This window comes from Nocardia pseudovaccinii NBRC 100343, from assembly GCF_001613225.1.
Taxonomy (GTDB): Bacteria; Actinomycetota; Actinomycetes; order Mycobacteriales; family Mycobacteriaceae; genus Nocardia; species Nocardia pseudovaccinii.
This window is the reverse complement of sequence record NZ_BDBY01000193.1, coordinates 72,307-95,202: the sequence shown is the minus strand read 5'-3', so window position 1 is coordinate 95,202 and position 22,896 is coordinate 72,307. Positions and strand designations below refer to the sequence as shown.

Genomic DNA, 22,896 nt, shown 5'->3' with positions numbered 1-22,896 from the left:
TGGACGAGCGGTATCGGGGCGCTGCGGGAGCCCGATGTGGGGCTGTCGTCGCCGCCGGGCACGCTCACGCAAGCGCGAGGGTTTCCTGTCGCGCCGAAAGGTCACCTCGAGCTGCTCGGGAAGCCGTTCGAGGTAACTGTCCGTGCCGCGGGCGAGAACCGTTTACGGCGGGCAGATGCCGTCGGCAATCCAGGCACCATTGCGTAGTGGGAATGGCTTGCAGTAGGTGGATCGGGATCTCGGTGTGACAGCCGCGGCAGCGGCCATAACAGCCTGCGGTGATGAGGGTGAAGGTTTCATCGATGTCGGCCAACGCGTGTCGCGCGGCCGCAGCCAGTTTTTTGGCGACCTCATGCCTGGCGGTATCAGCCGCGTCGGTGGGCTCGGCGGCGCGATCGATCTCGGCTTCGAGTTCGGCCAGTTGCTGCACGCGAAAGCGGCGTTGCTGGTTCAGTCTGGCTCGCAGCGCCGGTAGGCGGTCGGAAAGGCGTTGGGGTGTGGGTCATCACAGCGCCGACGACAGGGTACTCGCCGGGCTCGGCGTCGACACACAGCATCCGCCATCATCATCTGCGTCCGACGCATCGAACCCTCGGAGATGGCTACGCCAGAGGCTATTTCAGTCGCCGATCGACTAGTGACGCACCGCCGCCGATACCAGCCGTGCACAGGCGGAACGCACCGGTCATCGCGTACTGGTGAGATCGGGCTCTGTGCCCTGGGTACGGCTTCGGGAATTCACTTGCGGGTCGGGCTGGGGTCAGGAACCCCCGTGGCCCGTGGTGACCGAACTCGACTGGGTGGGCCGCGCCGGCCCGGAAATCGAGCCCGCCGCGCCTCGCGGCAATCATGTTGCACTACAACCATTTCGAGGATCTGGGTTACTGTCCTGCGGACCCGTGTGCTGGTGATCCAGCTGCTCGGGCGGTCATGTCGTACTCCGGAATCGAGGCAAGCGAATGAACCACAAGCTCTGGTTGCTCGGACGGTCTGTCACGGTCGGCACTCACATTCTCGGTGAGAAGTTGTTTCGGCCGAAAGCCCGTGACATCGAGGACGTCCCGGTGTCCGGTGAGACGCTGACCCCGCAGTGGCTGACGGCCGTCCTGTGCCGCGATGTCCCCGATGCCGAGGTGCTGTCGTTCGAAACCTCGAACGGCAGCCGCGGAACATCCACTCGTGTCGCGATTCGTGTCGAGTACAACGAGGCGGGCAAGCAGGCGAGCTTGCCGACCGATCTCTTCGCGAAGACCACGACGGCCTTCTCCCAACGCATCCTGCTCGGTGGCGGGAAGATGATCGACGGCGAAACCCGGTTCTTCAGGGATTTTCGCCCCCGGGCCGACATCGAAGCGCCGCTCGGCTACTGGGGCGCAGCCGATTCGGCGTCCTGGCGATCGATCGCCCTGATGGAAGACATCGTCTCGACCCGTGGTGCGCAGTTCATCGAGCCGACCACCCCGATCGCCCGTGACCAAATCGAAGATCTGGTGCGCAATCTCGCTCGGCTGCACCGCACCTTCTGGAACCATCCGTCGATCACCGACCTCAAGACCACTAGCGAGGCACTCCAGGCATACCTTGCCGCCATCGACATGAAAAAACGTTGCGAGGTCGGTCTGCGTCGGGCCGCGCAGGTGATACCCGAGGTTCTGCACGGCCAGAGCGAACGACTGTGGGCCGGTGTCGAGCGAGCGATCGACAAGGCGACCAACGAGCTGCCCCAGACCCTGCTGCACGGCGACCCGCACATCGGACAGACATACCGAACCGGCACGGGGCGAATGGGATTCGTCGACTGGCAGGTCGTGATGCGGGGCGGCTGGGCGCACGACTTCGCCTACACCGTCAACTCCGGATGCGAGCCCGAGGACCGGCGTGCCTGGGACCGGGAACTGTTGGCGGCCTACCTGGACGAACTCGGACCGCTCGGCGGCCAGGCGCCATCCTTCGACGACGCATGGCTGGCCTACCGGCAGCAGTCCATGTTCGCGTACGCGGCCTGGGCGTTCACCATCGGCAGGGCGGCCTATCAACCCGAGATGCAGCCTGTGGAGACCTGCTTGACGCTTTTGAAGCGCATCACCACGGCCATCGGTGATCACGATTCGTTGCAGGCCCTCGGCGTCTGACACCGAGTTGCCTCCACCCGATCAGGTGGCGTCGCGGCCGGGTGGAGGCCCGGCCGTGTATCGGAGCGAAAAGCACACTGCGAGGTCGATTTTCGTACGTGTTGATGATTGCCGTCCATGGGCGCTATACCATCGACCGGCTCCGGCGCAGACCCGATAACTCGCTGCAGTGCAGTGTCTGGGCAGGGAGCAAGTACTTCAGCAGTCAAGTAGCGCATACGAATCCGTTTGGAGTTTGCCCTTGAGTTCGCCGCAATCCCAGGCTCCGGCACAGTCGTGCCCAGTCGTCCACGGCTCGCCGACCGATTCCGACGACCCGGGGGTGCCCATGTACTCCCCCGAATTCGCCGCCGATCCACATCACGCCTATAGCGAAATGCGCAGGCGCTACGGATCTTTGGCGCCGGTCGAGTTGGCACCCGGCGTACCGGCCACCTTGGTGATCGGCTACGGCACCGCGGTCCGGATCCTCAATGATCCCGAACACTTCCCTGCCGACCCACGGGCCTGGCAGCAGAGTGTTCCCGCGGACTGTCCGATTCTTCCTCTCCTGGAGTGGCGGCCCATGGCCAGTCGCAGCACCGGGACCGAGTTCACCCGCTACCGAGGGGCGATTACCGCCAGCATCGACGAGATCGACCTGTATGCCCTGCACGCGGTCGTGGAGCAGCTCGCATTCCCGCTGATCAACTCCTTCTGCCAGGACGGGTCCGCCGACCTGATCCGCCAGTACGTGTTCCCGCTGGTATTCCAAGTGGTGAACTACCTGCTCGGCTGCCCGCCGGAGATCGGCGGGCAGGTGGCCGCCGGTACGGCCGCGCTACTCGAGGGCGTCGACGCCGAGAAGGGCAACCAAATGCTCGGCGAGGCGCTGATGAGTCTCGTGGCACTCAAACGTGCCGAGCCCCAACGCGACATCACCTCGGTGCTGCTCCAGCACCCCGCACAACTGGACGACATCGAGGCCTCGCACCACGTATCACAGGTCTATGGCACCGGAATCGAATTCGAGCTCAACCTGATCGCGAACACCCTGCTGCTGATCCTCACCGACGAGCGCTTCGGCGAAAGCTTCCTCGGCGGCAACCTGTCCTCCCGCGATGCGCTCGACGAGGTCTTGTTCAACGACCCGCCACTGGCGAACCTGCTGATCACCTACCCCCGCCACCCGATCCTGATCGACGACGTGTGGCTGCCCGCCCACCAGCCCGTCGTCATCAGCATGGCCGCCTGTAACAACGACCCCGCGATCCGCACCGGTGATCTGACCGGCAACCGCTCCCACCTTGCCTGGGGGCTGGGCCCGCACGCCTGCCCCGCGCGTCCCCTGGCCTACCTGATCGCGCAAGAGGCCATCGACCAACTTCTCGACGCACTGCCGGAGATCCAACTCGACCTGGCGGGTCAGGCACCCAACTGGCGACCAGGCCCCTTCCACCGGGCGCTGACCGAACTGCCAGTCACCTTCCCACCCACCGCTCCATTGAAATACCACGATCAGTCCCCACACTGACAATGGGATAACCGCGAAACGAGTCCTTACCGCTTTCCGGACCGAGCTGTCCGGTAGCACGCTCGGGTTTTGACGAGGTGTTCCCGACAGGCCCACGCCGCGGCATGCTCGGCCGGCGTGAGGGGCATCAGATCCCGTTCGCTTTCCCAGGCGTCGTCGAAGCGACCCCGATCGGTGAACTATATTGCGCGGCAGGCACTATCGACGATCACGGTCGCGTGTCGGATCGTTCGGCGCTCAAACACCTCACCTGGGATGCGGGTCAGGCGCTCGGGTTCGACGGCGATGATCAGTTCACCGCGGCCCGTCGAGTGGATCGCGCCGCTCGGCGCTGCGGGCGATCAGTCGGGAAGATGGTTGGAGTCGCGTTGGCAGGTGAGGTCGGTATCGGGAAGGGTGCCGTCACGGAAGTAGGTGTTGACGACGTCGTTCACGCAGTGGCTCAGGTCGGAGCCGAGGACGCCGTGAACGCGGGTGTCTGCCAGTGTGATCATTCGTGACGCTGTCAGGTCCTGGTGCAGCCCAAGGCCTTGCTGGTAGGCGGTGCGGGTGTCGCGGGTCGCCTGCAGGATCAGGGCTGGTGTCGAGTTGTGCACGGCGGTGGGGGGCTCGACCGGGTCCGGCCAGAACGCGCAGGCGGTGATGTTGTTGGCGAACGCACCGAACACCGGTTGGGTCGCCCGGACGCTTTCGATATTGCGGCGATACCAGGCCAGATCTCGGGGTGCGGCCTTGTCGCCGCACAGGACCGCGGCCATGCCCGAGGCATCTAGCGGAACGGGACCGTTGATCTTCGCTTTCAGCTGCTCCATGTCGATGGGCAGCCCGGACACTGCGTCGGATACGGTCCGCACGAGCTCGGCGAGGTTGGTGTTCTTCTTCGGATTCGACAACAGCGACAGCAGCATCATCGGAACGGTGTGCTCGTCGATGAGATAGCCGTTGCCGATGACCGGATGGGTGGCGGCACGTCGGATCATGTCCTCGACAAAGGCTCGGACCTGCGGTCCGCTGGTACCGAAGTGGTAGTCGGCATCGTGGCGGGCCGCCCAGATCGCCCAGTCGTCGAGCCCGGCCTCGTTTACCGCACCCATGTCCTGGTACGTGCCGATCCAGTAGCGATCCGGGTCGATGGCGCTGTCCAGCACGATCCGGTCAACGTGCCCAGGGAACATCTGCGTGTACACCGCGCCCAGGTAGGTGCCGTAGGAGTCGCCGTAATAGTTGAGCTCGTGTTCACCGAATGCACTTCGGATGACATCCATGTCGCGGGCGGTATTGCGGGTGGTGATGGACCGAGCCTTCTCGGGGTCGGGTGCCACGCAGGAAGCCGCGAGCGCGGCGGCCAGGGTGGCGTCGCGCGCATAGCCGAAGGCGTCGAAGCCGGCCGAGAACAACATGGTGGGCAGCGGCAGCGCACAACTCATTCGGTCCGATCGGCCGATACCACGCGGGTCCATGCCGATCAGGTCGTACCGGGCACGGACATCCGGTGTCAGCCGATCCCGGAGGTCGGCGATCATGCTCAGGCCCGGACCGCCGGGACCGCCGGGGTTGGACAGCATGATCCCGCGTCTGAGTTCAGGGTCGGTGGCCGGGATACGCGAGATCGCTACGGTCAGCGTGCGCGATTCCGGTCGGTTGTAGTCGAGCGGTACGACAACGCCCGCGCACTGAGCCCCCGCGCTGTCGAGCGCCGCGTCGTTACACGGCTTCCAGTCCAGCTGCTGGTGATAGAACGACTCCAGCCCACCCGGGATGTCATCGACCGGATCGGCGCTCGCCGGTCCCACGGGCAAGGTGGCGAATGCAGCTGCCGATATGACCCCGACAACGAGCCATCGAATCCATGTTATCGGCATCGCATCTCCTGCCCACGACCTCCGTGTACGCATCCCTGATTCCGCCGCACAGCCATTTTCGGGGTCTCGAACGAGCACCATACTGGCGTTTGCTGAAACCGGCTCGGCGAGGCAGCGATTTCCCCGAGCCTCACCCATGCTTTCCCCGGTCAGATCGATGTTGTGCCTCCGACATCAGATTTTGCGAGGCGCGCCGACGTGCACAAATCACAGACTGGTTGCGATAGCGTCGAATGCCAAGCAATTGCCCGCCATATCGTGAGCAAACACCCGTATCGGCTATGTCCGGGAGAGCTTTTTTTCTGCTTTCTGGGCGGCCGCAACATTTGTTGAAAACTTTATAACTGTAGATATGAAATCGTTATGCTACCGTGATCCAAACCCTCAGTGGAGTGACCGGTTGGTGCGGGCACAGAGTGCCTGCGCGTCGGATAGTTGGACGCGGGAGGCGTGATGGAATCCGGGCATCTGTTGTCGACGTATCGGGAAAATGCCTGCCGCGCAACGTGTTCAGCTACCGGTGCGCCTGGTCTGCCGGTCGACGGCGCGCCCTGGCAACCAGTGATGTGGTGGCGGATCGGTCTGCGATGGTTTGCGCCCCTCACGCTCGCCATGATCATGCTGGCGGCAGCGTTGTCTATGCCGGTCGCGCGAGCCGCGGTGCTGTCTCCTGGTGACGATCCCTTCTATGCCGCACCCCCCGATCTCGCGTCACATCCGAACGGCGCGGTGCTCGGGGCCCGGACGATCCCACTGCTCGGTCTGCCGATACCTGTGGCGGCGTGGCAATTGCGTTATCGCACAACCGATTCCGAAGAGCATCCGCAGCTGGATGTGACCACGGTGCTGGTGCCGCCGGTGCCCTGGAACGGGCCACGGCCGGTGTTGTCGTACCAGGTACCCGAGAACAGTCTGGACACCCGGTGCGCGCCGTCGGCCACGCTGCGCGGCGGAAGCGACAGCAACATGGCGAGCGCCATGCAGGATGCGCCGTTCATCGCGGACGCATTGCTGCGGGGATGGGCCGTCGTGGTCAGCGATTACGAAGGGCCGCAGTCCCGGCTCTTCGACGGCGTGACATCCGGGCGTGGAGTCCTGGACGGAATCCGGGCCGCACTGTCGTTCCCGCCAGCCGGCATCGATGCCTCGAGCCCGATCGGCGCCTGGGGATACTCGAGTGGAGCCTTCGCCACGCTGTGGGCCACGCAGTTGCGTCAGGAATATGCACCAGACGTGCGATTCGTCGGCACCAGCGCCGGCGGAATCCCCACCGATATCCCGGCCGTGGCACAACGCGCCGACGGTGCCGTGGGGGCGATACTGATTCTGCTCGGGCTGGCCCGCAATGAACCCGACTCCAGGTTGGCCGACTTGCTGAACGACCGGGGCCGCCGCGCGCTGCTCGCCGCAGACACCTCCTCCTGCGGGGCGGATCTGGCTCAGGAATACTCCGACATCCACGTCGACGACTTGGCCGCCGTGCCGAATCTGTTGGCGCAGCCCGCTTTCCGCAACGCCGCCATGCCCAATGAACTCGGCCGTACCACCCCCGACACCCCGCTGTACCTGTACCACAGCGTCGCCGACGAGAAGATCCCCGTCGCCGGCTACACCGCCCTCGTCGATGCCTACTGCGCTCAGGGCGCCACCCTCACCGCGATCCACTCGCTGTTCCCGACGCACATCGGAGCCGCGGCAGGCGAAGCCTTCGGCGGCATGAACTTCCTCGCCGACCGCTTCGCCGGCACCCCAAAAGCCTCGGGGTGTGTGGTGCAGTAAGCGCCGGCCCACCAGGCCGAGTGCAATGCCCGCCGCCGTCGGCGGCAGGTATCAGAGCTGGTCGGGATGAGCTGGAGCTGGTTACGGGCAAGCCGGCCGCGACGAAACTCAGGTCTGCTTTGATGCCGCTAGGGTGACGGCTTTAGCACCAACATCAACGACCGAGCCCGCGAGCGCCCCGGTGTTTTCGCCGGGTACTACTGATGGCGAGACAGTAGTGCCTGATCGCCAGTCGCGCGGAGACAATCGGCGTTCTGCTTCCAGTCGACATCACCGACCAGACCCAGCGGAACGGTGGGCAGGCCTCGAAGGTCCCGCTGTTCGGTGCCCGTGCGCACGCGAAGAAGCAGTCGCAGGAGCTGTCGGACGCGCTCGCCGAAAACCAAAGGCTACGAGCGCAATTGGCGAGTACCGGAGGGTTCGAGATCGCCGAACTACAACAGCTGCGGACCAGTACGCAGCGCAGGCCGCTGACGAGCAGGCGCTGCTGGACAGCCTGCGCACGCAGGTGATCAACATTCGAGAACAGTCGGTACTTCAGGAGATCGGCATCTACGAATACCGTCACCCTCTGTCCGACTCAGTCGCCTACCGTGACGAGCTCATGCAACTACAAGGTCAGATCAAGGACATGGCGCGCCGCGACGGCGGCGCGATCGAGGCCTTGAAAACATGGGTGGTCGAGGGGTCGGTCACCGATGGCCGCAAGATGATCCGCGAATACTCGATGCTGATGCTGCGCGCGTACAACGCCGAGGCCGACAACCTCGTCCGAAGCCTCAAGCCCTACAAGCTATCCTGCGCGCTGGAACGCCTCGACAAGATCGCTTTCACGCTGGAGCGGTTCGGCAAGACGATGCAGTTGCGCGTGGCCCCCAAATATCATCAGTTCCGCCGCCGCGAGCTGGAAATGACCGCCGATCATCTCCGCAGCTTGCGCGAGCGTATCCGCCCGCACCGGCCCCAGCACCACTACAAGAATGCCTCAAACCGGCCGGACAGAATCCCAGAAACGAAAGACCGGACAGTTTGCGATCCCTGGATGCGGGCACACGCCGACACATGCTTCCCGCCTGCGATTCGCGCACCCCGCAAACGGGGTGCGCGAGTCGCAATCGAGAGGCACAGGCTCGCCGTCGACACCCTCACGGGAGGCGTGCGTCCGGGTCTATCAGGCGATTCCACGCCGTTTCGTACGCCTGCATCTCGCTCGCGTCCGGCAGAAACCTGCCGCCGAGGTCCGGTTCGGGCTCCATCGCGTCGCTTTTCTCGACCATTGCGCTCCCGGGCGGGGTGGTCCACAGCGGCAGACCTTTCCGCCAGTCGAACACGTCGGCATGCGGCACGCCCAAGTGCTTGTGCCAGAGTCCGATCCGGAGTCTTCTGGCGAACCCGTGTCCGGTGGCGTGCACGTTCGCGTCGTCCGCGATTCCCGCCACAATCTCCGTATTGAGCGTGTATCCGCGGTTCTCGCAGTTGGCCGAGCCGACGACGGCGTACTCGTCGTCGAATATCCACGTCTTCGAGTGGGCGTAGGACCCGCACGACTTTTGCCGCTCCCGGTCGGGCGGTTTCTTGAGAATGTACATCCCCCACTTCTTTCCGGTGCTGTCGACTTTTCGCAGATCCTCACGGAAGCGGTTGCGCTCGGCGATCAGCATCTTGTAGTCGGAGCTCGCGGCGCCCGACCCGTTCATGAGAATCAGCAGGAACTCGAAATCTTGCTGTCCGACTTTGTCCAGCAGCGCTTTTCGAGCCATGCGGCTGATCATGTACTGATCCTCGAGGTAGATGAAGCGCTGCGCCGTGGCGATGCCGTGTTGGATCAAATCCCACGCGGTATAGACGCCGTCCGGTGCGAATCGATAGCCTGCCGAGGTCGGGAAGGCCGCGGGCTTGGGATACGTCCGCCCGATGGCAGCCCACCGTCCGGGCGCACGCGGCACACGGTCCGGAATGGTGACGCTCGGCAGCGCCCGCCGCGGGGTCGGCGGCGGGAACGACGGGCTCACCGGCGCCCCCAGCTTGCGGTCCAATACCTCGTGTTCCGGATGGTCCAACCACCGTTCCTCGAAAACCTTCAGGCAGTCGCGCGCCGCGGGACCGGTGACGCGCAGATGCACGTCGTGCCACGGTTCACCGAGATCGGCGTTCACGGTGCTTCTGGTGTGAGCGATGTCCATGCCGCCGAGAAAGGCGATCAGGCCGCGCTCGCCCTGCACCACGATGAGCTTCTGGTGATGCGTCGCCGGTTGGGCGTGTTTCGCGTCCAGAATGGATGCGCCGTGCGGCAGCGTGTTGAGGAAATGGTGCGTGCCCGGGTTGTCCACCGGGACGCTGATCGACACGTTCCCGGTGATGCGCGCCACCACTCCGTCCCACAGCATGGCTCGGACCTGAACTTTGGGCCTCGCCAGGTAGTCCTGCAAGGTCTTTCCGCCGACCAGTTCGGTCTTCAGCTCGCAGTTCCAGCCGAGAATGTAGACGCGGTGGTCCGCGGTCGACGCGGTCTCCAACGCGGCCGCCAGGTCTCGGAAGAAGCAAGTCCCGTAGATGTACGCGATCACCTCGTTTCCGGGAGCGGGCGGAAGGCTTCTCGGAAACCACGACGCGGGCGTGCGGCCGCGCACCGCGAGTGCGACGTGGCCGCCGGGCTTGTCCTGGGCCACGTCCACATCCGGGCGCAGCCGCGGCAGCGCCGCCATCGCGGCCGCGTCTCCGGAACAGGAAGTGAATACCGGCGGAGGCGGCGGGGCTGCCTTGGGTGTCGCCATCCGAGCCTCCTCACGCGATCTCGGTCAGGTCGCTCGTCACCGCGATGTCGGTGCCCGAGGACGGGGTGTACTCGTTCCACTCCGCGATCAACTCGCCCTTCTCCCCCGGCTGCACGATGGGGAACGGCGTGGCGGCCGTTCCGGTGTGTGCCTTGTCGAGGGCGCCGACCACGATGTGTCTGCCGTCAACGGGAACGGCGGTGACGGTCTGGACCTCCTGACGGTGGTCGAGGCCGTCGACCACGTCGATCACGACCTTGGCGCCCACGACGAACCCGGCGCTGGTGTCGACCGGGATGCTGACCGGGCCTGCGCTGGGACCGATCACGGTCGAGCAGTTGGCGAACACCGCGTCCTGCAACCTGGCGGCGTTCTTACCCGGATTGGCGGGCGCGATTCCGGGATAGTTGCGGTCGTCGTATGCGGCTATCTCCTGGGCTATGGACCAGTGCACGGAGTCGCCGGGATCATTCGGGTCGTCGATCAGGCCCCGTTCGACGAAGTTGGCCCAGCGGGTCTCCCAGCCCTTGCGAATGGTCAATACCACTCGCGCGCTGCCCGCCCGCAGGAACGCCTGCCTGTTCGGGTCCGGGTGCTCGATGTCGCGAATGAACGGCCAGCTCTCGGGCAGATCCCAGAAGTACGAGTAGAGGAACGTGGTGACGTTCTCCCACTCGATGGCCTGGTTGACGAACCGCACCCGGTCCTCGTACTGCTGCACGACGCTCCACAGCGCGGAGTCGGGGCCGACCACTCCGCTGTCGAAGGCGGTGCCGTGCGCCAGGTCGACCTTGGCGTCGGCGAACGCCTTGGCCACGTCGGCAGGCATGGTCGGGAACTTGCCGCCGAGCAGGTAGCGCAGCACCCCTTTCATGATTTCGTCGTTCTCGCCGCGGCGCAGCGTGAGCGTGTCGACGCCGTTCAATTTGTCTTCCAGCGCGGTGATCCTGTTCGCGATGTCCTGCTGAGCGGCGTAGTAGCGGGCCTGCGCGGCGTTGTGCAGCGCATTCCAGACATCGCCCACCCAACGGTCGTGCGTCTCCTCGGTCCGCCGCAGGTTGAGTTTGAAATACGCTTGGCCCTGGGAGAATCCGGAGTAGAAGAAGGTGAACTTCTGCGGGCCGCGGGCGCCCTGCATGAACGGCGCCGCCGGATTCCACAGATCCTTCAAGTCGAAGGTCTTGCCCACGTCGTCGCCGTGAACGTCCTGGTTTCCCGCCGTGCCGTACACATAGAACCGGCGGTCATGGCCGACATAGCCCAACATCACCTGCAGCGCGATGTTGTCGATCTCGTAATCGGGATCGTTGAGGTTGAACGGGACCTCTTTGAAAAACCACCCCGTGTCGCCGTCATCGTCGGCTCCCCGGAAATTGTCCTGGACGAACTGCTCGGCCGTCGGGCTCTTGGGCGCGGGGAGGAAAACTCCGTACTGTTCGCCGAGCAGTACGTATTTGGGCTTGTAGATCGGATTCCCCGCCGAGTCCTTGCCCACTTCCACCAGTGCGTCGGAGATGTCGTCGTGGAGCACATTGAACACGAAGGGGCCCTGTTGTTTCTTCAACCAGTCCAGCTCCGTGTAGGCGGCGCGCAGGGACGCGGCAGGCTCGGGCAGCACGATGTCGTAGGTCGCCCGCAGACCGTAGCGGTACAGCCGCACTTGCCACTTGCGCATCATGCTGAAGTAGTCGATCCGGATGGGGGCGGTTGAGCTGGGGTTCTTCAGCTTCCGCGTGGTGGTCTGCTCGGTCCCGGTCACGGTGGTGGTGGAGATGGTGACCTTGTGCTCCTGTTTGGAGCGTGTCGAGGCCTTCTGGGTCAGGGCGGTGGCGTGCTTGCGGCTCTCGGTGGCCGATTGCGACTCCTTACCCTGCCCGCCGTAACTCGACGTCACCGACCCGGAGATCACCGGGATGCCGCCCTGCACGGTGCCGGTGATGTTGAACTGGTTCGCATGCTCCTGCTGCGAGGTGGTCGACTGGGCCAGTTCCGTGTTGTCGGTCACCCCGGTCTCGCTCAGATTTTCCAGCGAATCGGTGACGATCGAGGTGAATTCCTTGTGGGTGACCGACCACTCCTTCTGCGTGACGGCCGTCTCTTCTTGCGGCGCAAGCGGTATCGTCGCAATCAGCTCGCCTCGCTCGATGCCCGCGGGCGACATCTCCAGACGCTCCAGGTTCATCATCCCGAACCTCGGGACCGACGTGTTGACCTCCAGCCCTTTGACCGCCACCAGCGCGCGGTGCAGCGCACGGCTCGCCTCGCCGGACGGGTCCTGTTGCACGCGGTCGCGCCGCAGCGACACCACCGCCTGTCCGAACGCCCGCAACCGCTCCAGCGGAACCTCGGCGAGCGCATGGACGTCCGGGGCAAGCCCTGGCTCGCGCCGGGCGAAGTCGGCCAACAGCGGCCGCGGCAACTGCGCGGCAGGCTCGCCTTCGCCCGGCGACAGCGCCGTTGTGGCCATGCCTGCGGCACTGTCGATTTCCTCAGGGGTCAATGCGAGCTGGTTGAGGAAGCCCTGCTTGGTGATCGCCTGGCCGACCATCGGCGTCTCGATCTCCAGCGGCACCAGCGTCGCCTTGTACAGGCTGCGCGCCGCATGACCGAGAACCGGAGAGGTTGCGGCAGGGGCGGTTTCAATGTCGTGCTTCATGTGATCCTCCATGAGTGTCGTGAGCCCGATCAGTCGTTACTTCTTCTCCAGCTCCTGAACGGCGTCCACCACCTCGGCCAGCGCGTCGACCGGAGTGAGATTCTGCCCTGCGCTGTTGGTGCCAAGCTGTTTCCAGCCGGCGCCCTCCGGGCCGCGCAGCTGGACCCAGATGTCGCGCGTCTTGTCGAGCAGCTCACGCTGCTCCGCCTCGTTCAACACGGACATGAATTCCTCCTCCACTCCGACGCCGCACTGTGCGGCGAAGTCCTCCGGCGACAGCCCGTTTGCGGCGTTCATGTCGCAGTTCCCAAACGGCGCACACCCTTCGGGCAGGCCGCCGCCGTACCCCCGGCCGTCCGTGTACTGATGGGCTATCTGCCCTGGCAAGTTGGGATTCGCGCCGTAACCCGCGCCGATCACCCGCAGGCCGTCGGGCCGCTGCGGCCACATCGAGAACAAGTCGCCGCGGTTGGCGTAGCCGATGACGCGGCGCCGGTCGCCCAGCCAGTCCGCCAATTGCCAATAGGCCCTGTTGATCCCGTCCGACTGGTCGCCGCCCGGATTTCCGCCCGACTCCACGTCGATCATCGCGATCATCCGCGGATGCGGCCCGCCCGCGCGGATCACCATGTCCCGGTGCGTGTTCGCGGTGTACAGCCAATTCGGGCGCCAGTAGAAGTAGACGATGAAACAGGCCAGCCTGCCCTCGTCCGCCGCCCGAGACGCCCACGCGTAGTTGGCCGCGAAATTCGGGTCTCGGAAAGTTCCGTCGTTCGACCGGAAGCTCAGAATGCGGTGCGGGTACGAGTCGTCGACCGGAACCTGGAAGTACGAGACGTCCGCGAAAAGACTGTCACCCATCTGCTGACTCCTTGCTTTTCGGAGCGATCCCCACTTCGGGGATCCGCGCCTTGTGCAAGTAGTCTTCGGCCGCGGCGTCTCACCAACGTTTCACCAAGATTTCACGGCTGCCTTGCGACTGACGATCTGAAGATTCGGCGTCTCGCCGAGAGACCCGCCAGCGTCGCAAGGGCGACGGCGGCCGCAGTGACGGCGGTCGGCAGAATCATGGTTCGTGGCGTATGTCGGCTCGCGGCGCGAACGCCCCGCCGCCGTGTCGAGGCACCGTCACGCCCAGTTCGTTTGGTGCGGTGGCAGGCCGGTATGCGTCGTCGCTGGGTGCTCAGCACGATAGGCGCCGACGTGTCGGCGCCTATCGGTAACCTCTTGCGCGAGACGACCTTCGGGGGCATAGGTGATCGAATCCCTGTTCGATGACGATAGCGATGCTGAGGACGATGCGTTCATTGGGCAGGTACAGGCGCTGATCGCGCCGGTGGCAGCGAATGCGGGGGCGGTTATCGACCAGCCCGGATTGCTCGAGGTGGCCAAGCTCCGGATCAGCCGGTGGTCTCCCCCGGCTTGGGCGTCCCAGCGCGTCGAACCGCACGTGGAACTTCTTCACCTCACGGGCCTAGCCAAGCACTAACTGCGGTGAACACCGTGGCGATTGCAATACAGGAGCCGGGTTCTTCCCCTTCGTCGGCTGGATGCCGGGCCAACCAGGTCAACCAGGTCAACCAGGCGCAGGAACCATGGGAGGGAGCGGTGGAGACGCATCCGGTGGGAGGTGGAGGCGACGGAGGCGGCAACCCGATTCCCAGTTTCGACCGCCCCGCTCACACCCGCGGCGCCGGTGCCGCCAGCACATCGGTGCGGCGCGCAATTCCAAACCGGTGGAAGGGAATTCGGCTGAGAGATTTCGGTCGGCCGTGATACCGCAGCGCTGGCTGGAACCTGACCACGGCCTGCGCCTGCACGCCTGGATCCTTCAGCGACTGAGTCGCACATCCGGGTGTGTTATTGGCGTTCGGCCGATAAGCTCGCCACAAGGGCTGGAGCCGGACTCCGGCAGTGTTGGACCTATGCGGAGTGAAGACTCATGAGCGCGACCACGATTGCCCGCCAGTGCACCTTGTGTGAAGCCCATTGCGGAATCCGGGTAACCGTCGAGGACGAACGGGTAACCCGGATCGAAGGCAATCCCGACGATGTACTTTCCGCCGGGTATATCTGCCCGAAGGCGATGGCGATGGGCGGGCTGCATCACGACCCGGACCGGCTGCGTACTCCGTTGCGCCGGGTGGGTGACCGGTTCGAACCGGTCGGCTGGGATGAGGCGTTTCGGGAGATCGGGCAGCGGCTGCGCCGGATCCGCCGCGAGCACGGTGCCAGCGCTGTCGGGATGTACCTGGGTAATCCGGCCGCGCACAGTTCCTCGGTCGTCTATGGTGCGCTGCTTCGAGTGGCGCTGATGACTCGCAACTTCTACTCCGCGTCCTCAATCGACCAGTTCCCGCAGGAATTCGTGGCGTGGCGGATGTTCGGCGCGAACGTGCTGATGCCGGTGGTCGATATCGATCGCACGCACCGGTTGGTGATCATGGGTGCCAATCCGGCGGTGTCGAACGGGTCGGTGAGCACCATGCCGGGCGCGAAGCTGCGCATCCAGAAGGTGCGTCGTCGCGGCGGCAAGGTAGTGGTGATCGACCCGCGGCGCACCGAGACCGCGCGGCTGGCCGATGAGCATGTCGCGGTCGCGCCCGGCGGCGACCCATATCTGCTGTTGGGGATGCTGCATGTGCTGGTAACCGAAAAGCTGTGCGACGAAGACCGGATTCGTGCGCAGTGCACCGGATGGGACGAATTGTGCGCGCTGGTCGCCGATTTCACGCCCGAGCGGGCGGCAGCACATGCGGGGGTGGACGCGGAGACGATTCGGCGGTTGGCACGCGAGCACGTGGCCGCACCCTCGGCGGCGCTGTATGCCCGGATCGGGGTGTGTCAGCAGGTGACGGGGACTTTGACGCACTGGCTGGTGAACACCATCAATGCGGTCACCGGGAACCTGGACCGGCCAGGCGGGCAGATGTTCGCCAAACCGGCAGTGGATGCGGCACCGTTCGGGCGTTTCGTGTCGATGGGACACGGTGCGTGGACTGATAGCTCGGGCCGGTTCAAGTCTTTCCGGTCGGAGCTGCCGGTGGCGGTGCTCGCCGATGAAATGGAGCAAGGCCACATTAAGGCGATGATCACCTATGCGGGCAACCCGGTACTGTCCACGCCACAGCGCGGTCGGCTCGGTGCTGCGCTGGACGGGCTGGAGTGCGTGGTGGCCGTGGACCTTTATCTGACCGAGACCGCGAGACATGCCGATTTTGTGCTTCCGCCGGTCTCGCCGCTCGAGCACGCTGATCTGGATTTGGTGTTGGCGGCGTTCAGTGTGCGCAACAACGTCCGCTTCAGTGAGCGGGTCTTCGAGCCACCGACCGGTGCGCTGGAGGACTGGGAGATCCTGGCCCGCTTGATCACCGAGGTGCTGCCGCTGCCAGCGCGGTCGATCACCAGCCGGGTGCTCAACGGTGTGTTCGATCAACTGAGCCCGCTGCGGATGGCGATGGCCGCGATCGCCGCCGGCCCGTACGGAGTGCTGCGGCGCGGCTGGAACGGTTTGACCTTCGCCAAGGTGAAGGCGACGCCGGGCGGTATCGACCTGGGCCCGCTGCGACCGCGGTTGCGTTCGCTGATCGCAACCAAGGACCGCAAGGTGCAGTTGGCGCCGCAGGATTTCCTGATCAGCGCACGGACTTTGATCGACGACACCCTCGATGGGCTGGTACCGACAAAAGCGCCCGAGGGCTTCGATCTTCGGCTGATCGGGCGACGGCACCTGCGCAGCAACAACTCCTGGCTGCACAACCTCCCGCCAATGGTGAAAGGCCGCGACCGATGCACCGCGCTCATGCATCCAGCCGATGCCGCCGAACGCGGTCTGTCCGACGGTGAACCGGTAACTGTGACTTCACCGATGGGTTCGATCGTCGTGCCCCTCGAGGTGAGCGACGACATCCGCAGCGGTACGATCGCGATCCCACACGGCTGGGGACATCAGGACCCCGGTGTCGGCTGGCAGGTGGCCGCACAGCTGCCGGGTGCCAATGTGAACCTGCTGCACGATCCCTCGCTCACCGACACCTTCACCGGCTGTTCCGCGGTCAACAACACGTGGGTGTCAGTGACCCCAGCCCGCACCTAACCCGCACTCGTGGACGCAGATTCGACCCAGCACATCAGTTGACCGGGCGCCACAGCGACCTTGCTGGCCGCGTCCCGGTCGGTCTCGACACCGCCCGGTGTGAGCGCGGCGTGCAGTCTATCGGAGCGAAGTCGAGCTGGTAGTGCACCGACCGGGCACACGCGGACGACGGGACCATCTGCGCCCCGACTCTCTCGCCAAACCGGAGCGGTGGGGTGCGCGTCGGATCAGTTAATCGAAAGCTCAATGGCACAGGCGGCCGCGTCCTGCTCACCGGCCACAGCACCGCGCCGCAACCTCGAACCACACGGCCACGCCGAACCCGCCTCGACAGCATCGTCATCGATGAAGCCGCGCTGATGTCGGCGTGGGGCCGCATATTTATGCCTACCCTGACAACGCTGGAGTTCAGGATGGTGTGGAGCTGAGTTGTGGTCGCGCCGCACGAGTCGGATGATGGTTCCAGCGGCGTTGACGTCGGCGAATGGGCCGCGTCGACCAGGAGCGATTCCGCGCGCGTGCCGGGGGTGACGGCTCATCGATCGTGGGGATCAGCTGTTCGAGGCCGATATTGCGCAGGTAACCTCTCTACTACCTCACTAAGCGCAGGGATCATCATGGAACTTTCCGACCTGCGGATCTTCTTGGCGGTGTCCCGAACGAGCGGCATCACCAGAGCCGCACAGGAATTGCACACGGTGCAGTCGAACATCAGCGCCCGGATCAATGCCCTGGAGAAGGAACTCGGCGTTTCTCTCTTCCGCAGGCACGCCAGGGGTGTAGCGCTGACGAACGCCGGGGAGCGGTTGCTTCCCTATGCCGAGCGTATCGACAGGCTCATGGATGAGGCACGATGCGCGGTAGATGACGAGGCCGATCCCAGCGGGTCGCTGCGAGTGGGTGCGATGGAGACGACGGCGGGGCTGAGGCTTCCGGCGGTACTGTCCGCCTTCGCCGACAACCACCCTCGGGTGGACCTTTCGCTGACGACCGGACCGACCGACGACCTGGTCCAGGCGGTTCTCGACTACCACCTCGAGGGTGCTCTGGTGGCCGGCCCGGTGCAACTGGACGAACTCGTCGAAACCGAAGTCTTTGTCGAGGAGTTGGTGATCGTCACCGCTGGGCGGGTCACAGTACTCGACACTGTGTTGCGCAGTCCTAAGATCCTGGTCTTTCGGGCCGGCTGTTCGTATCGCAGGCGTTTGGAGAATATCTTGCTGGCTCGTGGCGCGGTCGGGGTGCGTTGCCTGGAATTCGGCACACTCGAGGGAATTCTCGGCTGCGTCGCGGCCGGAATGGGCATCACTCTGCTGCCTGCAGGGGTGGTGGAACAGAGCGTCTCGCGGGAGCTGGTTCGCGTACATCGGCTTCCTGAAGCCGAACGGTGGGCGGGAACCGTCTTCGTTCGACGGGCCGATGTTCTTCCCTCGCCCGCCGTTTCGCGCTTCCTCGAGCACTTGCGCGCGGCGAGCCAGGCTCCGAACTTGCGGATTGTCGGGGGCGGGACCTCAGCGGCGCAGCAATAGTTCTCTCATCCAGATGGCACCCATCACAAACAATCGTTGGATCTGAAACCACAGCGGCCTTACGGTTCTTCCAGCACCGCTTCCCCGGGCGTAACCAGCGGGGTAAGAACCGATCGAAAGAGACTTCGCTGTTGCAGACCCGCCTCACCCGCGCCTTCGACCTCGGGTATCCGATCGTGCTCGCACCCATGGATACGGCGTCCGGCGCCCGTTTCGATGTCGCCACCATGATCGTAGGCGAGGTCGCTGGACTGATTCACGGCATCGCACCCGCTGGCGATATCGTCCGTCGTACGACGGAGGAGGCGGCCGAACTGCTGGTGCCGCCCGGGACCCGAGCAGGCCACGATCGTCTCGTGACCTTCGAACGGGTTTCAGCTCGCTAGCGACGGTGAACCAGTGGGCCGGCACCGGCTACCGCCGCATCGGCACCGACCGCGTCGCCCTCGTCGTCACCCACCTCCGGGAGTCGATCACCACCACCCCGCGCCGCCAGTTTCTGGTTCGGCCGCACACGACACCACCTGAGCTCCGCTCCCACCCACGCAAAATCGAACCGAAAGGAACATCCATCATGGCCGACACCTGGCTTCCCACCCTGATCACCGCTGGACCCGAGGAAGGGTTCCAACTCGCAATGACCCTGTCCCGCAAAGTCATCGGGCTCACTCAGCCCGATGCCGAAGTTCGTCGTGGTCTACGTCCGGTGTACTCCGAGGACGCGGAAAGCCTCATCGCCACCTCCCAGGTCGTGGCCACCAACTTCCAGACCATCGCCGCGGCGAACAATTACTGGCGGGACCCAGCCCAGTCGGTGAGCGACTGACCCGGACGATTCTTCAGCTGCACCATGGGTGACCTGCACCCAGCCGGTGCTCCTGACCGAACCCGCGCCGCCACAACGGTTGTCACGACCCGATAGGAGCCCTACCGTGCCCCTGGTACGCATCGACCTCATCCGCGGACGCCGCCCCGAGGACATCCGGGCCATCGCCGACGCCATCCAGCAATCTCTCGTCGATGTTCTGAAGATTCCCGAGCGCGACCGATTCCAGATCATCACCCAACACGATCCGGACGAGATCGTCGCCCTCGATGCCGGGCTCGGCTTCGAGCGCACCCCCGGCACCGTCGTCGTTCACGTCTTCACCCAGCGCGGCCGCAGCACGCAGGACAAGCAACATCTGTACCGGACACTGGCCGACCAACTCGCCCGCGTCGGTGTCGACGGCAAGGACCTGTTCATCAGCTACTTCGAAAACGGCCCTGACGACTGGTCTTTCGCCGACGGCCGCGCCCAGTACATCGAGGGCGACCTCCCGATCCCCGGACGTTGACCCCACAGCCGGGTGATCACAGCAAGCCCGCCCTGCTCGTGCATACTTCCCGGAGCGCACAGCCGCGGCCGGTGTCGGCGAAGTGATTATTCGGCCTTGCTGCGGGGAGACTGCGACATCCAGCCCGACTTGGATGTCCTCGAGGTCGGCCGGGATGTTCCAGCGACCCCGACAAGCTCAGCCGCGCGGCGCACGTGGTGGCGATCGAGTTCCAGGAGTTCGCGCACGTCCCGCTGCGAGAGAACGCAACTCCGTATTGAGCAACATCCTGACGGCGACGGCGAGCGAGGTCCATGACGGTTCATCGGCCAGCCGGATCAGCCCTGCGGCCACCAGGAAATCGGTCAACACCGGGAGCGTGGGCTGGATCCGACGCAGGCGCATCCCGACGCACGCGGCGGCGAGCAACCCGAGCAGCGTCACCAGCACGGCCGCTTGGTTCAGCACCGCTGTCATAACGTTTTCGCCTGGCTACCGGTCGGTGTCTGGCCGGGGCCCGGCTCGACATCGTCGCGCTCCTCGACGAGTTCCTTGCCCAGCACGTCATTCAGGACGGATCGCGTCTTCTTCCTGATCAGGCTGGTCAAGTTTGCGCGAGCCGCTGACGCCGAGGATCTGCCCGGTGACGTAGCCGACTTCCTCAGAAATGACGAACCCCGGCGGGATCGTTTTGACCATGATGCCGACCGATGTCATCCGCGCTCACGGTATGGCTGTAATTCGTTGCTCCGCATGCGTTGTGACGGCGATCTCACGCGCCCGGCCGCTGCCGGATGAGCAGGGCCGGAGCGACCGCCCCGATGCCGCGGATATCACGGGACGCCATCCGACGCACGCCGAAACCGGGATGCCCGTCGAGGGCGTCGGCCACCTCGGGGGCGACGAGCACGCTGCCGGGCTCGGCAAGCGCGGTGAGCCGGCTGGCCAGATTCACCGTCGTACCGAACACGTCGCCCAGATGCCTGACCACCGGGCCGTACGCCAAACCCACTCGTAGCCCGGCGATATCGGCGTCGGCTGCGAACGCCGACACCAGTCGCGTGGCGATGTCGGCTACCACCGTAGCGTTTTCGGATAGGAACAGAACCTCGTCACCGAGCATCTTGACCACCTGCCCCCCGCATTCGGAGATGATCTCGGTGGCCCGGTATTCGAAGCGCGTGACGATCCGGGTCAGCGCGCTGTCGGAGCGCAACCGACTCAGTTCGGTGAAACCGACAATATCGGCGAATCCGATTGCCGCCGACTCTGTCTCATTTTCGGCAGCGCCATCCGATCCCGGCAATGCCGCGTCCAGTTGACGCCGCCAGAGTTGGCCGAGGACCCGCTGTACTTCGGGTATCCGCTCGGCCAGCGCCGCCGCCGGATCCAGCGAACCGGCAGTGCCGTGGCGTAGTCGCTGGTCGGCGACGATCTCCACCTGCAACCGCACCAGATGGGCGATGGCTCGGCTCAGCATGCGGGTCAGCCGCAGCGAATCCGGTTCGTCGATGATGCCTTCATCGACGTAACCCGCCATCAGACGCAGCATTTCGACATCGGAGGAAGTGAAATCCACCGTCGCGTCACCCACCGGCGGGTAGCCCAGTGCGCGCCAATATCGGAGAGCGCGCGGCAGCGAAACCCCGGCGGCGGCCGCCGCCTCCCGCGCAGTAAAACACCGACGTTCTCCCAGTAACGAAGGAACCAGTGCGCCCACATCGGCACCATCACTCAGCGCGGACAATACGATCCAACCTTTCCCGAGTGGGCCACCGTCGAACAGACACGGCCACAGCCGACGCCGAGCCCGGAAACACCGGACTCGCGGCCGATGCCCGATGGCGTAGTTGCCGACAATGCCGATCGGAATGTCCAGGTGGTTGCTATACCGTCGGCATCCGAGTCGCGCCGACCTCGGCAATGATCAACTCGCGCAACTCTTCCCGATGATTCAGCAGAGCCGTGTTCAACTGCCCGAGGTAACGGATACAGAAACCGACGTCGGTGGCCCGCGCGGCCGTGTCGAAGGCGCGACGTACGTGGTTGATGGCGGCTCTGAGCACAGGACCTGTCCCCCCGATCTTGCGGCGGGCTCAGACCGCCGGAACCAGATCGCAGGCCCGCACCGACGACCACAGGGTGCTGCGGAATAGCTCAGAGGTGTCGGCCAGATCGGCCGACTGCGCGGCGGCGCGCAGCGCTTGGGCTTTGAAAGTTCTCGCCGCATTGCTCACTTCGTGGCGGACCACGCGCAACTGCGAGTCGATCGCCGCCGGACAATTCCCCCACAGCGTGACCTCGGTACGCCCCCTGCCCAGCACCTCGAACAGCCCCTCACGCACCCGGTCATCGGATTCGAGCAATTCCCCTGCCACCGCGACTGCCTGCGGAACCGGGGTGCCTACCCGCGCAGACAATGCCGTCTCCAGGTCGAATGCGTCGGTCCCCAGGATTCGCAATGGCCGAACATGGTCGGAGTCGGAAACCAGCACCGTGACCTCCCACCCAGCCAGTACTCGATCGCAGAGCCACCCCCCGGCGTAGCGGATCACATCGACCGTGCTGGGTGCGAGGACGCACAGCCGGTACCTCATGGGATAGCGACGGGCGCGAGCTCGCGAGCCAGCGAGCGTGTGTACCCCCGGAATGCTTCTATTAATGGAATCGAGGGGTCGAGCAGCCATGTAGTTTCCATTCCGTTGAGAAAAGCGATGATCTCGACGGCCTTGACGGCGGGATCGAGGTCGGTGCGGTACCAACCGGCGCGCTGGCCGAGCCGGATGGTCGTGGTGAGGGATTCGACCGCCGCGCGGTACCGGTTCTGCAACCGTTCATGCAGCGGCGCGCCCGGGTCCAGGTTCTCGATGAGCAGGACCGTATACGAGCCGATCAGCTCCGGCGATCGTTGGAATCGGTCGGCCACCCCGTTGAGTACCTCGATGAGGTCGGCCTCGCGATCCCAGTGCAGGTCGTCGTCGTTGTCGCGGCTGTCGAGCACCTCGTGTAGCAGCTGCGACTTGGATTCGAAGTGATGCAACAATCCCGCCGTCGTGACCCCGGCTTCCCGGGCGATCTGGGCGAGTGATGTGTTGCGCCACCCATTGCGCGCGAGCAGCCGTTGTGCGACCGCGAGGATACGCGCCTTCCGGTCCTCCCCCTTGGCGAGCAACGAGTCGTATCGCCGTGGGGTGAGGGGCTGTTGACCGGACACCGAACTCCTTCGTTCAAACCTACTG

22 protein-coding genes and 1 pseudogene are annotated in these 22,896 nt (G+C 65.0%); 11 read left to right on the top strand and 12 right to left on the bottom strand.

All coding sequences use genetic code 11. The features are described 5' to 3' along the window. Window positions 1–64 precede the first annotated feature (64 nt). A complete protein-coding gene (locus NP3_RS51590; RefSeq protein WP_373864785.1) occupies window positions 65–313 on the bottom strand; it encodes a TraR/DksA C4-type zinc finger protein in 249 nt (82 codons plus the stop codon). Between NP3_RS51590 and NP3_RS24830 the strand changes: the two genes are divergently transcribed. From NP3_RS24830 to NP3_RS24820, 3 genes are all read left to right on the top strand, one after another. Continuing rightward, on the top strand, window positions 227–475 hold the full coding sequence (locus NP3_RS24830; RefSeq protein ID WP_063044005.1) for a hypothetical protein: 249 nt from the start codon (window positions 227–229) through the stop codon (window positions 473–475). The genes NP3_RS51590 and NP3_RS24830 overlap by 87 nt on opposite strands. A gap of 484 nt (window positions 476–959) precedes the next feature. Then, complete coding sequence (locus tag NP3_RS24825) at window positions 960–2,132, top strand: aminoglycoside phosphotransferase family protein (RefSeq protein ID WP_063044004.1); 1,173 nt, start codon at window positions 960–962, stop codon at window positions 2,130–2,132. 241 nt (window positions 2,133–2,373) lie between these two features. Next, entirely contained in the window at window positions 2,374–3,645 is a 1,272-nt protein-coding gene (locus NP3_RS24820; RefSeq protein WP_063044003.1) for a cytochrome P450 family protein, read from the top strand. 341 nt (window positions 3,646–3,986) lie between these two features. On the opposite strand, the gene NP3_RS24815 is transcribed toward NP3_RS24820, so the two are convergent. Then, window positions 3,987–5,507 (bottom strand): alpha/beta fold hydrolase, encoded by a 1,521-nt coding sequence (locus tag NP3_RS24815; RefSeq protein ID WP_063044002.1) that lies wholly within the window; start codon window positions 5,505–5,507, stop codon window positions 3,987–3,989. 453 nt (window positions 5,508–5,960) lie between these two features. Here NP3_RS24815 and NP3_RS24810 point away from each other — a divergent pair, with 453 nt between their 5' ends. After that, window positions 5,961–7,286, top strand: a complete 1,326-nt coding sequence (locus NP3_RS24810; RefSeq protein WP_084508927.1) for a lipase family protein — start codon at window positions 5,961–5,963, stop codon at window positions 7,284–7,286. Between the two features lie 604 nt (window positions 7,287–7,890). Further along, a pseudogene (locus NP3_RS51900) lies at window positions 7,891–8,157 on the top strand (SNIPE associated domain-containing protein); the annotation flags it as partial. On the opposite strand, the gene NP3_RS49260 reads toward NP3_RS51900, so the two are convergent. The 4 genes from NP3_RS49260 to NP3_RS24785 form a co-directional block, all read right to left on the bottom strand. Next, entirely contained in the window at window positions 8,080–8,256 is a 177-nt protein-coding gene (locus tag NP3_RS49260; RefSeq protein WP_169814573.1) for a hypothetical protein, read from the bottom strand. The pseudogene NP3_RS51900 and the gene NP3_RS49260 overlap by 78 nt on opposite strands. 175 nt (window positions 8,257–8,431) lie before the next feature. Further along, on the bottom strand, window positions 8,432–10,060 hold the full coding sequence (locus NP3_RS24795; protein WP_084508923.1) for a phospholipase D-like domain-containing protein: 1,629 nt from the start codon (window positions 10,058–10,060) through the stop codon (window positions 8,432–8,434). A 10-nt stretch (window positions 10,061–10,070) separates the two neighbouring features. After that, window positions 10,071–12,716 (bottom strand): hypothetical protein, encoded by a 2,646-nt coding sequence (locus tag NP3_RS24790; protein ID WP_063044045.1) that lies wholly within the window; start codon window positions 12,714–12,716, stop codon window positions 10,071–10,073. A gap of 36 nt (window positions 12,717–12,752) precedes the next feature. Further along, the gene (locus tag NP3_RS24785; RefSeq protein ID WP_063043997.1) at window positions 12,753–13,577 is read right to left on the bottom strand and encodes a hypothetical protein; all 825 of its coding nucleotides are present in this window, start codon (window positions 13,575–13,577) and stop codon (window positions 12,753–12,755) included. A gap of 394 nt (window positions 13,578–13,971) precedes the next feature. Here NP3_RS24785 and NP3_RS24780 point away from each other — a divergent pair, with 394 nt between their 5' ends. The 6 genes from NP3_RS24780 (at window position 13,972) to NP3_RS24755 (ending at window position 19,678) form a co-directional block, all read left to right on the top strand. Continuing rightward, entirely contained in the window at window positions 13,972–14,205 is a 234-nt protein-coding gene (locus NP3_RS24780; protein ID WP_063043996.1) for a hypothetical protein, read from the top strand. A 453-nt stretch (window positions 14,206–14,658) separates the two neighbouring features. Then, a complete protein-coding gene (locus NP3_RS24775; RefSeq protein ID WP_063043995.1) occupies window positions 14,659–16,812 on the top strand; it encodes a molybdopterin-dependent oxidoreductase in 2,154 nt (717 codons plus the stop codon). 617 nt (window positions 16,813–17,429) lie between these two features. After that, a complete protein-coding gene (locus NP3_RS24770) occupies window positions 17,430–18,341 on the top strand; it encodes a LysR family transcriptional regulator (protein ID WP_063043994.1) in 912 nt (303 codons plus the stop codon). A 131-nt stretch (window positions 18,342–18,472) separates the two neighbouring features. Beyond that, the gene (locus tag NP3_RS24765) at window positions 18,473–18,727 is read left to right on the top strand and encodes a hypothetical protein (protein ID WP_063043993.1); all 255 of its coding nucleotides are present in this window, start codon (window positions 18,473–18,475) and stop codon (window positions 18,725–18,727) included. Between the two features lie 5 nt (window positions 18,728–18,732). After that, window positions 18,733–19,167 carry a hexameric tyrosine-coordinated heme protein gene (locus NP3_RS50630; protein ID WP_245721094.1) on the top strand — a complete coding sequence of 145 codons (435 nt, stop codon included), beginning with the start codon at window positions 18,733–18,735 and terminating at the stop codon, window positions 19,165–19,167. Window positions 19,168–19,273: 106 nt separating this feature from the next. Then, the gene (locus NP3_RS24755) at window positions 19,274–19,678 is read left to right on the top strand and encodes a tautomerase family protein (protein WP_063043992.1); all 405 of its coding nucleotides are present in this window, start codon (window positions 19,274–19,276) and stop codon (window positions 19,676–19,678) included. 177 nt (window positions 19,679–19,855) lie between these two features. Here the strand turns inward: NP3_RS24755 and NP3_RS24750 are convergent, their stop codons facing one another. From NP3_RS24750 to NP3_RS24730, 6 genes are all read right to left on the bottom strand, one after another. After that, window positions 19,856–20,134, bottom strand: coding sequence for a hypothetical protein (locus tag NP3_RS24750; RefSeq protein ID WP_063043991.1), 279 nt, complete (start codon window positions 20,132–20,134; stop codon window positions 19,856–19,858). Window positions 20,135–20,221: 87 nt separating this feature from the next. Beyond that, complete coding sequence (locus NP3_RS48220) at window positions 20,222–20,374, bottom strand: hypothetical protein (RefSeq protein ID WP_157124528.1); 153 nt, start codon at window positions 20,372–20,374, stop codon at window positions 20,222–20,224. A 55-nt stretch (window positions 20,375–20,429) separates the two neighbouring features. Then, entirely contained in the window at window positions 20,430–21,404 is a 975-nt protein-coding gene (locus tag NP3_RS24745) for an adenylate/guanylate cyclase domain-containing protein (RefSeq protein ID WP_063043990.1), read from the bottom strand. A gap of 139 nt (window positions 21,405–21,543) precedes the next feature. Further along, window positions 21,544–21,723 (bottom strand): hypothetical protein, encoded by a 180-nt coding sequence (locus NP3_RS24740; RefSeq protein WP_063043989.1) that lies wholly within the window; start codon window positions 21,721–21,723, stop codon window positions 21,544–21,546. 30 nt (window positions 21,724–21,753) lie between these two features. Continuing rightward, entirely contained in the window at window positions 21,754–22,254 is a 501-nt protein-coding gene (locus NP3_RS24735) for a hypothetical protein (RefSeq protein ID WP_063043988.1), read from the bottom strand. After that, a complete protein-coding gene (locus tag NP3_RS24730; protein ID WP_063043987.1) occupies window positions 22,251–22,871 on the bottom strand; it encodes a TetR/AcrR family transcriptional regulator in 621 nt (206 codons plus the stop codon). Before NP3_RS24730 ends, NP3_RS24735 begins: the two co-directional genes overlap by 4 nt. Window positions 22,872–22,896 lie beyond the last annotated feature (25 nt).

Excerpts from the sequence above, each read along its gene's own strand:
- NP3_RS24825 (WP_063044004.1), top strand. The coding sequence starts at position 960 with ATGAACCACAAGCTCTGGTTGCTCGGACGGTCTGTCACGGTCGGCACT.
- NP3_RS24815 (WP_063044002.1), bottom strand. The coding sequence starts at position 5,507 with ATGCCGATAACATGGATTCGATGGCTCGTTGTCGGGGTCATATCGGCA.
- NP3_RS24810 (WP_084508927.1), top strand. The coding sequence starts at position 5,961 with ATGGAATCCGGGCATCTGTTGTCGACGTATCGGGAAAATGCCTGCCGC.
- NP3_RS24795 (WP_084508923.1), bottom strand. The coding sequence starts at position 10,060 with ATGGCGACACCCAAGGCAGCCCCGCCGCCTCCGCCGGTATTCACTTCC.
- NP3_RS24790 (WP_063044045.1), bottom strand. The coding sequence starts at position 12,716 with ATGAAGCACGACATTGAAACCGCCCCTGCCGCAACCTCTCCGGTTCTC.
- NP3_RS24785 (WP_063043997.1), bottom strand. The coding sequence starts at position 13,577 with ATGGGTGACAGTCTTTTCGCGGACGTCTCGTACTTCCAGGTTCCGGTC.
- NP3_RS24775 (WP_063043995.1), top strand. The coding sequence starts at position 14,659 with ATGAGCGCGACCACGATTGCCCGCCAGTGCACCTTGTGTGAAGCCCAT.
- NP3_RS24770 (WP_063043994.1), top strand. The coding sequence starts at position 17,430 with ATGGAACTTTCCGACCTGCGGATCTTCTTGGCGGTGTCCCGAACGAGC.
- NP3_RS24750 (WP_063043991.1), bottom strand. The coding sequence starts at position 20,134 with ATGACAGCGGTGCTGAACCAAGCGGCCGTGCTGGTGACGCTGCTCGGG.
- NP3_RS48220 (WP_157124528.1), bottom strand. The coding sequence starts at position 20,374 with ATGACATCGGTCGGCATCATGGTCAAAACGATCCCGCCGGGGTTCGTC.
- NP3_RS24735 (WP_063043988.1), bottom strand. The coding sequence starts at position 22,254 with ATGAGGTACCGGCTGTGCGTCCTCGCACCCAGCACGGTCGATGTGATC.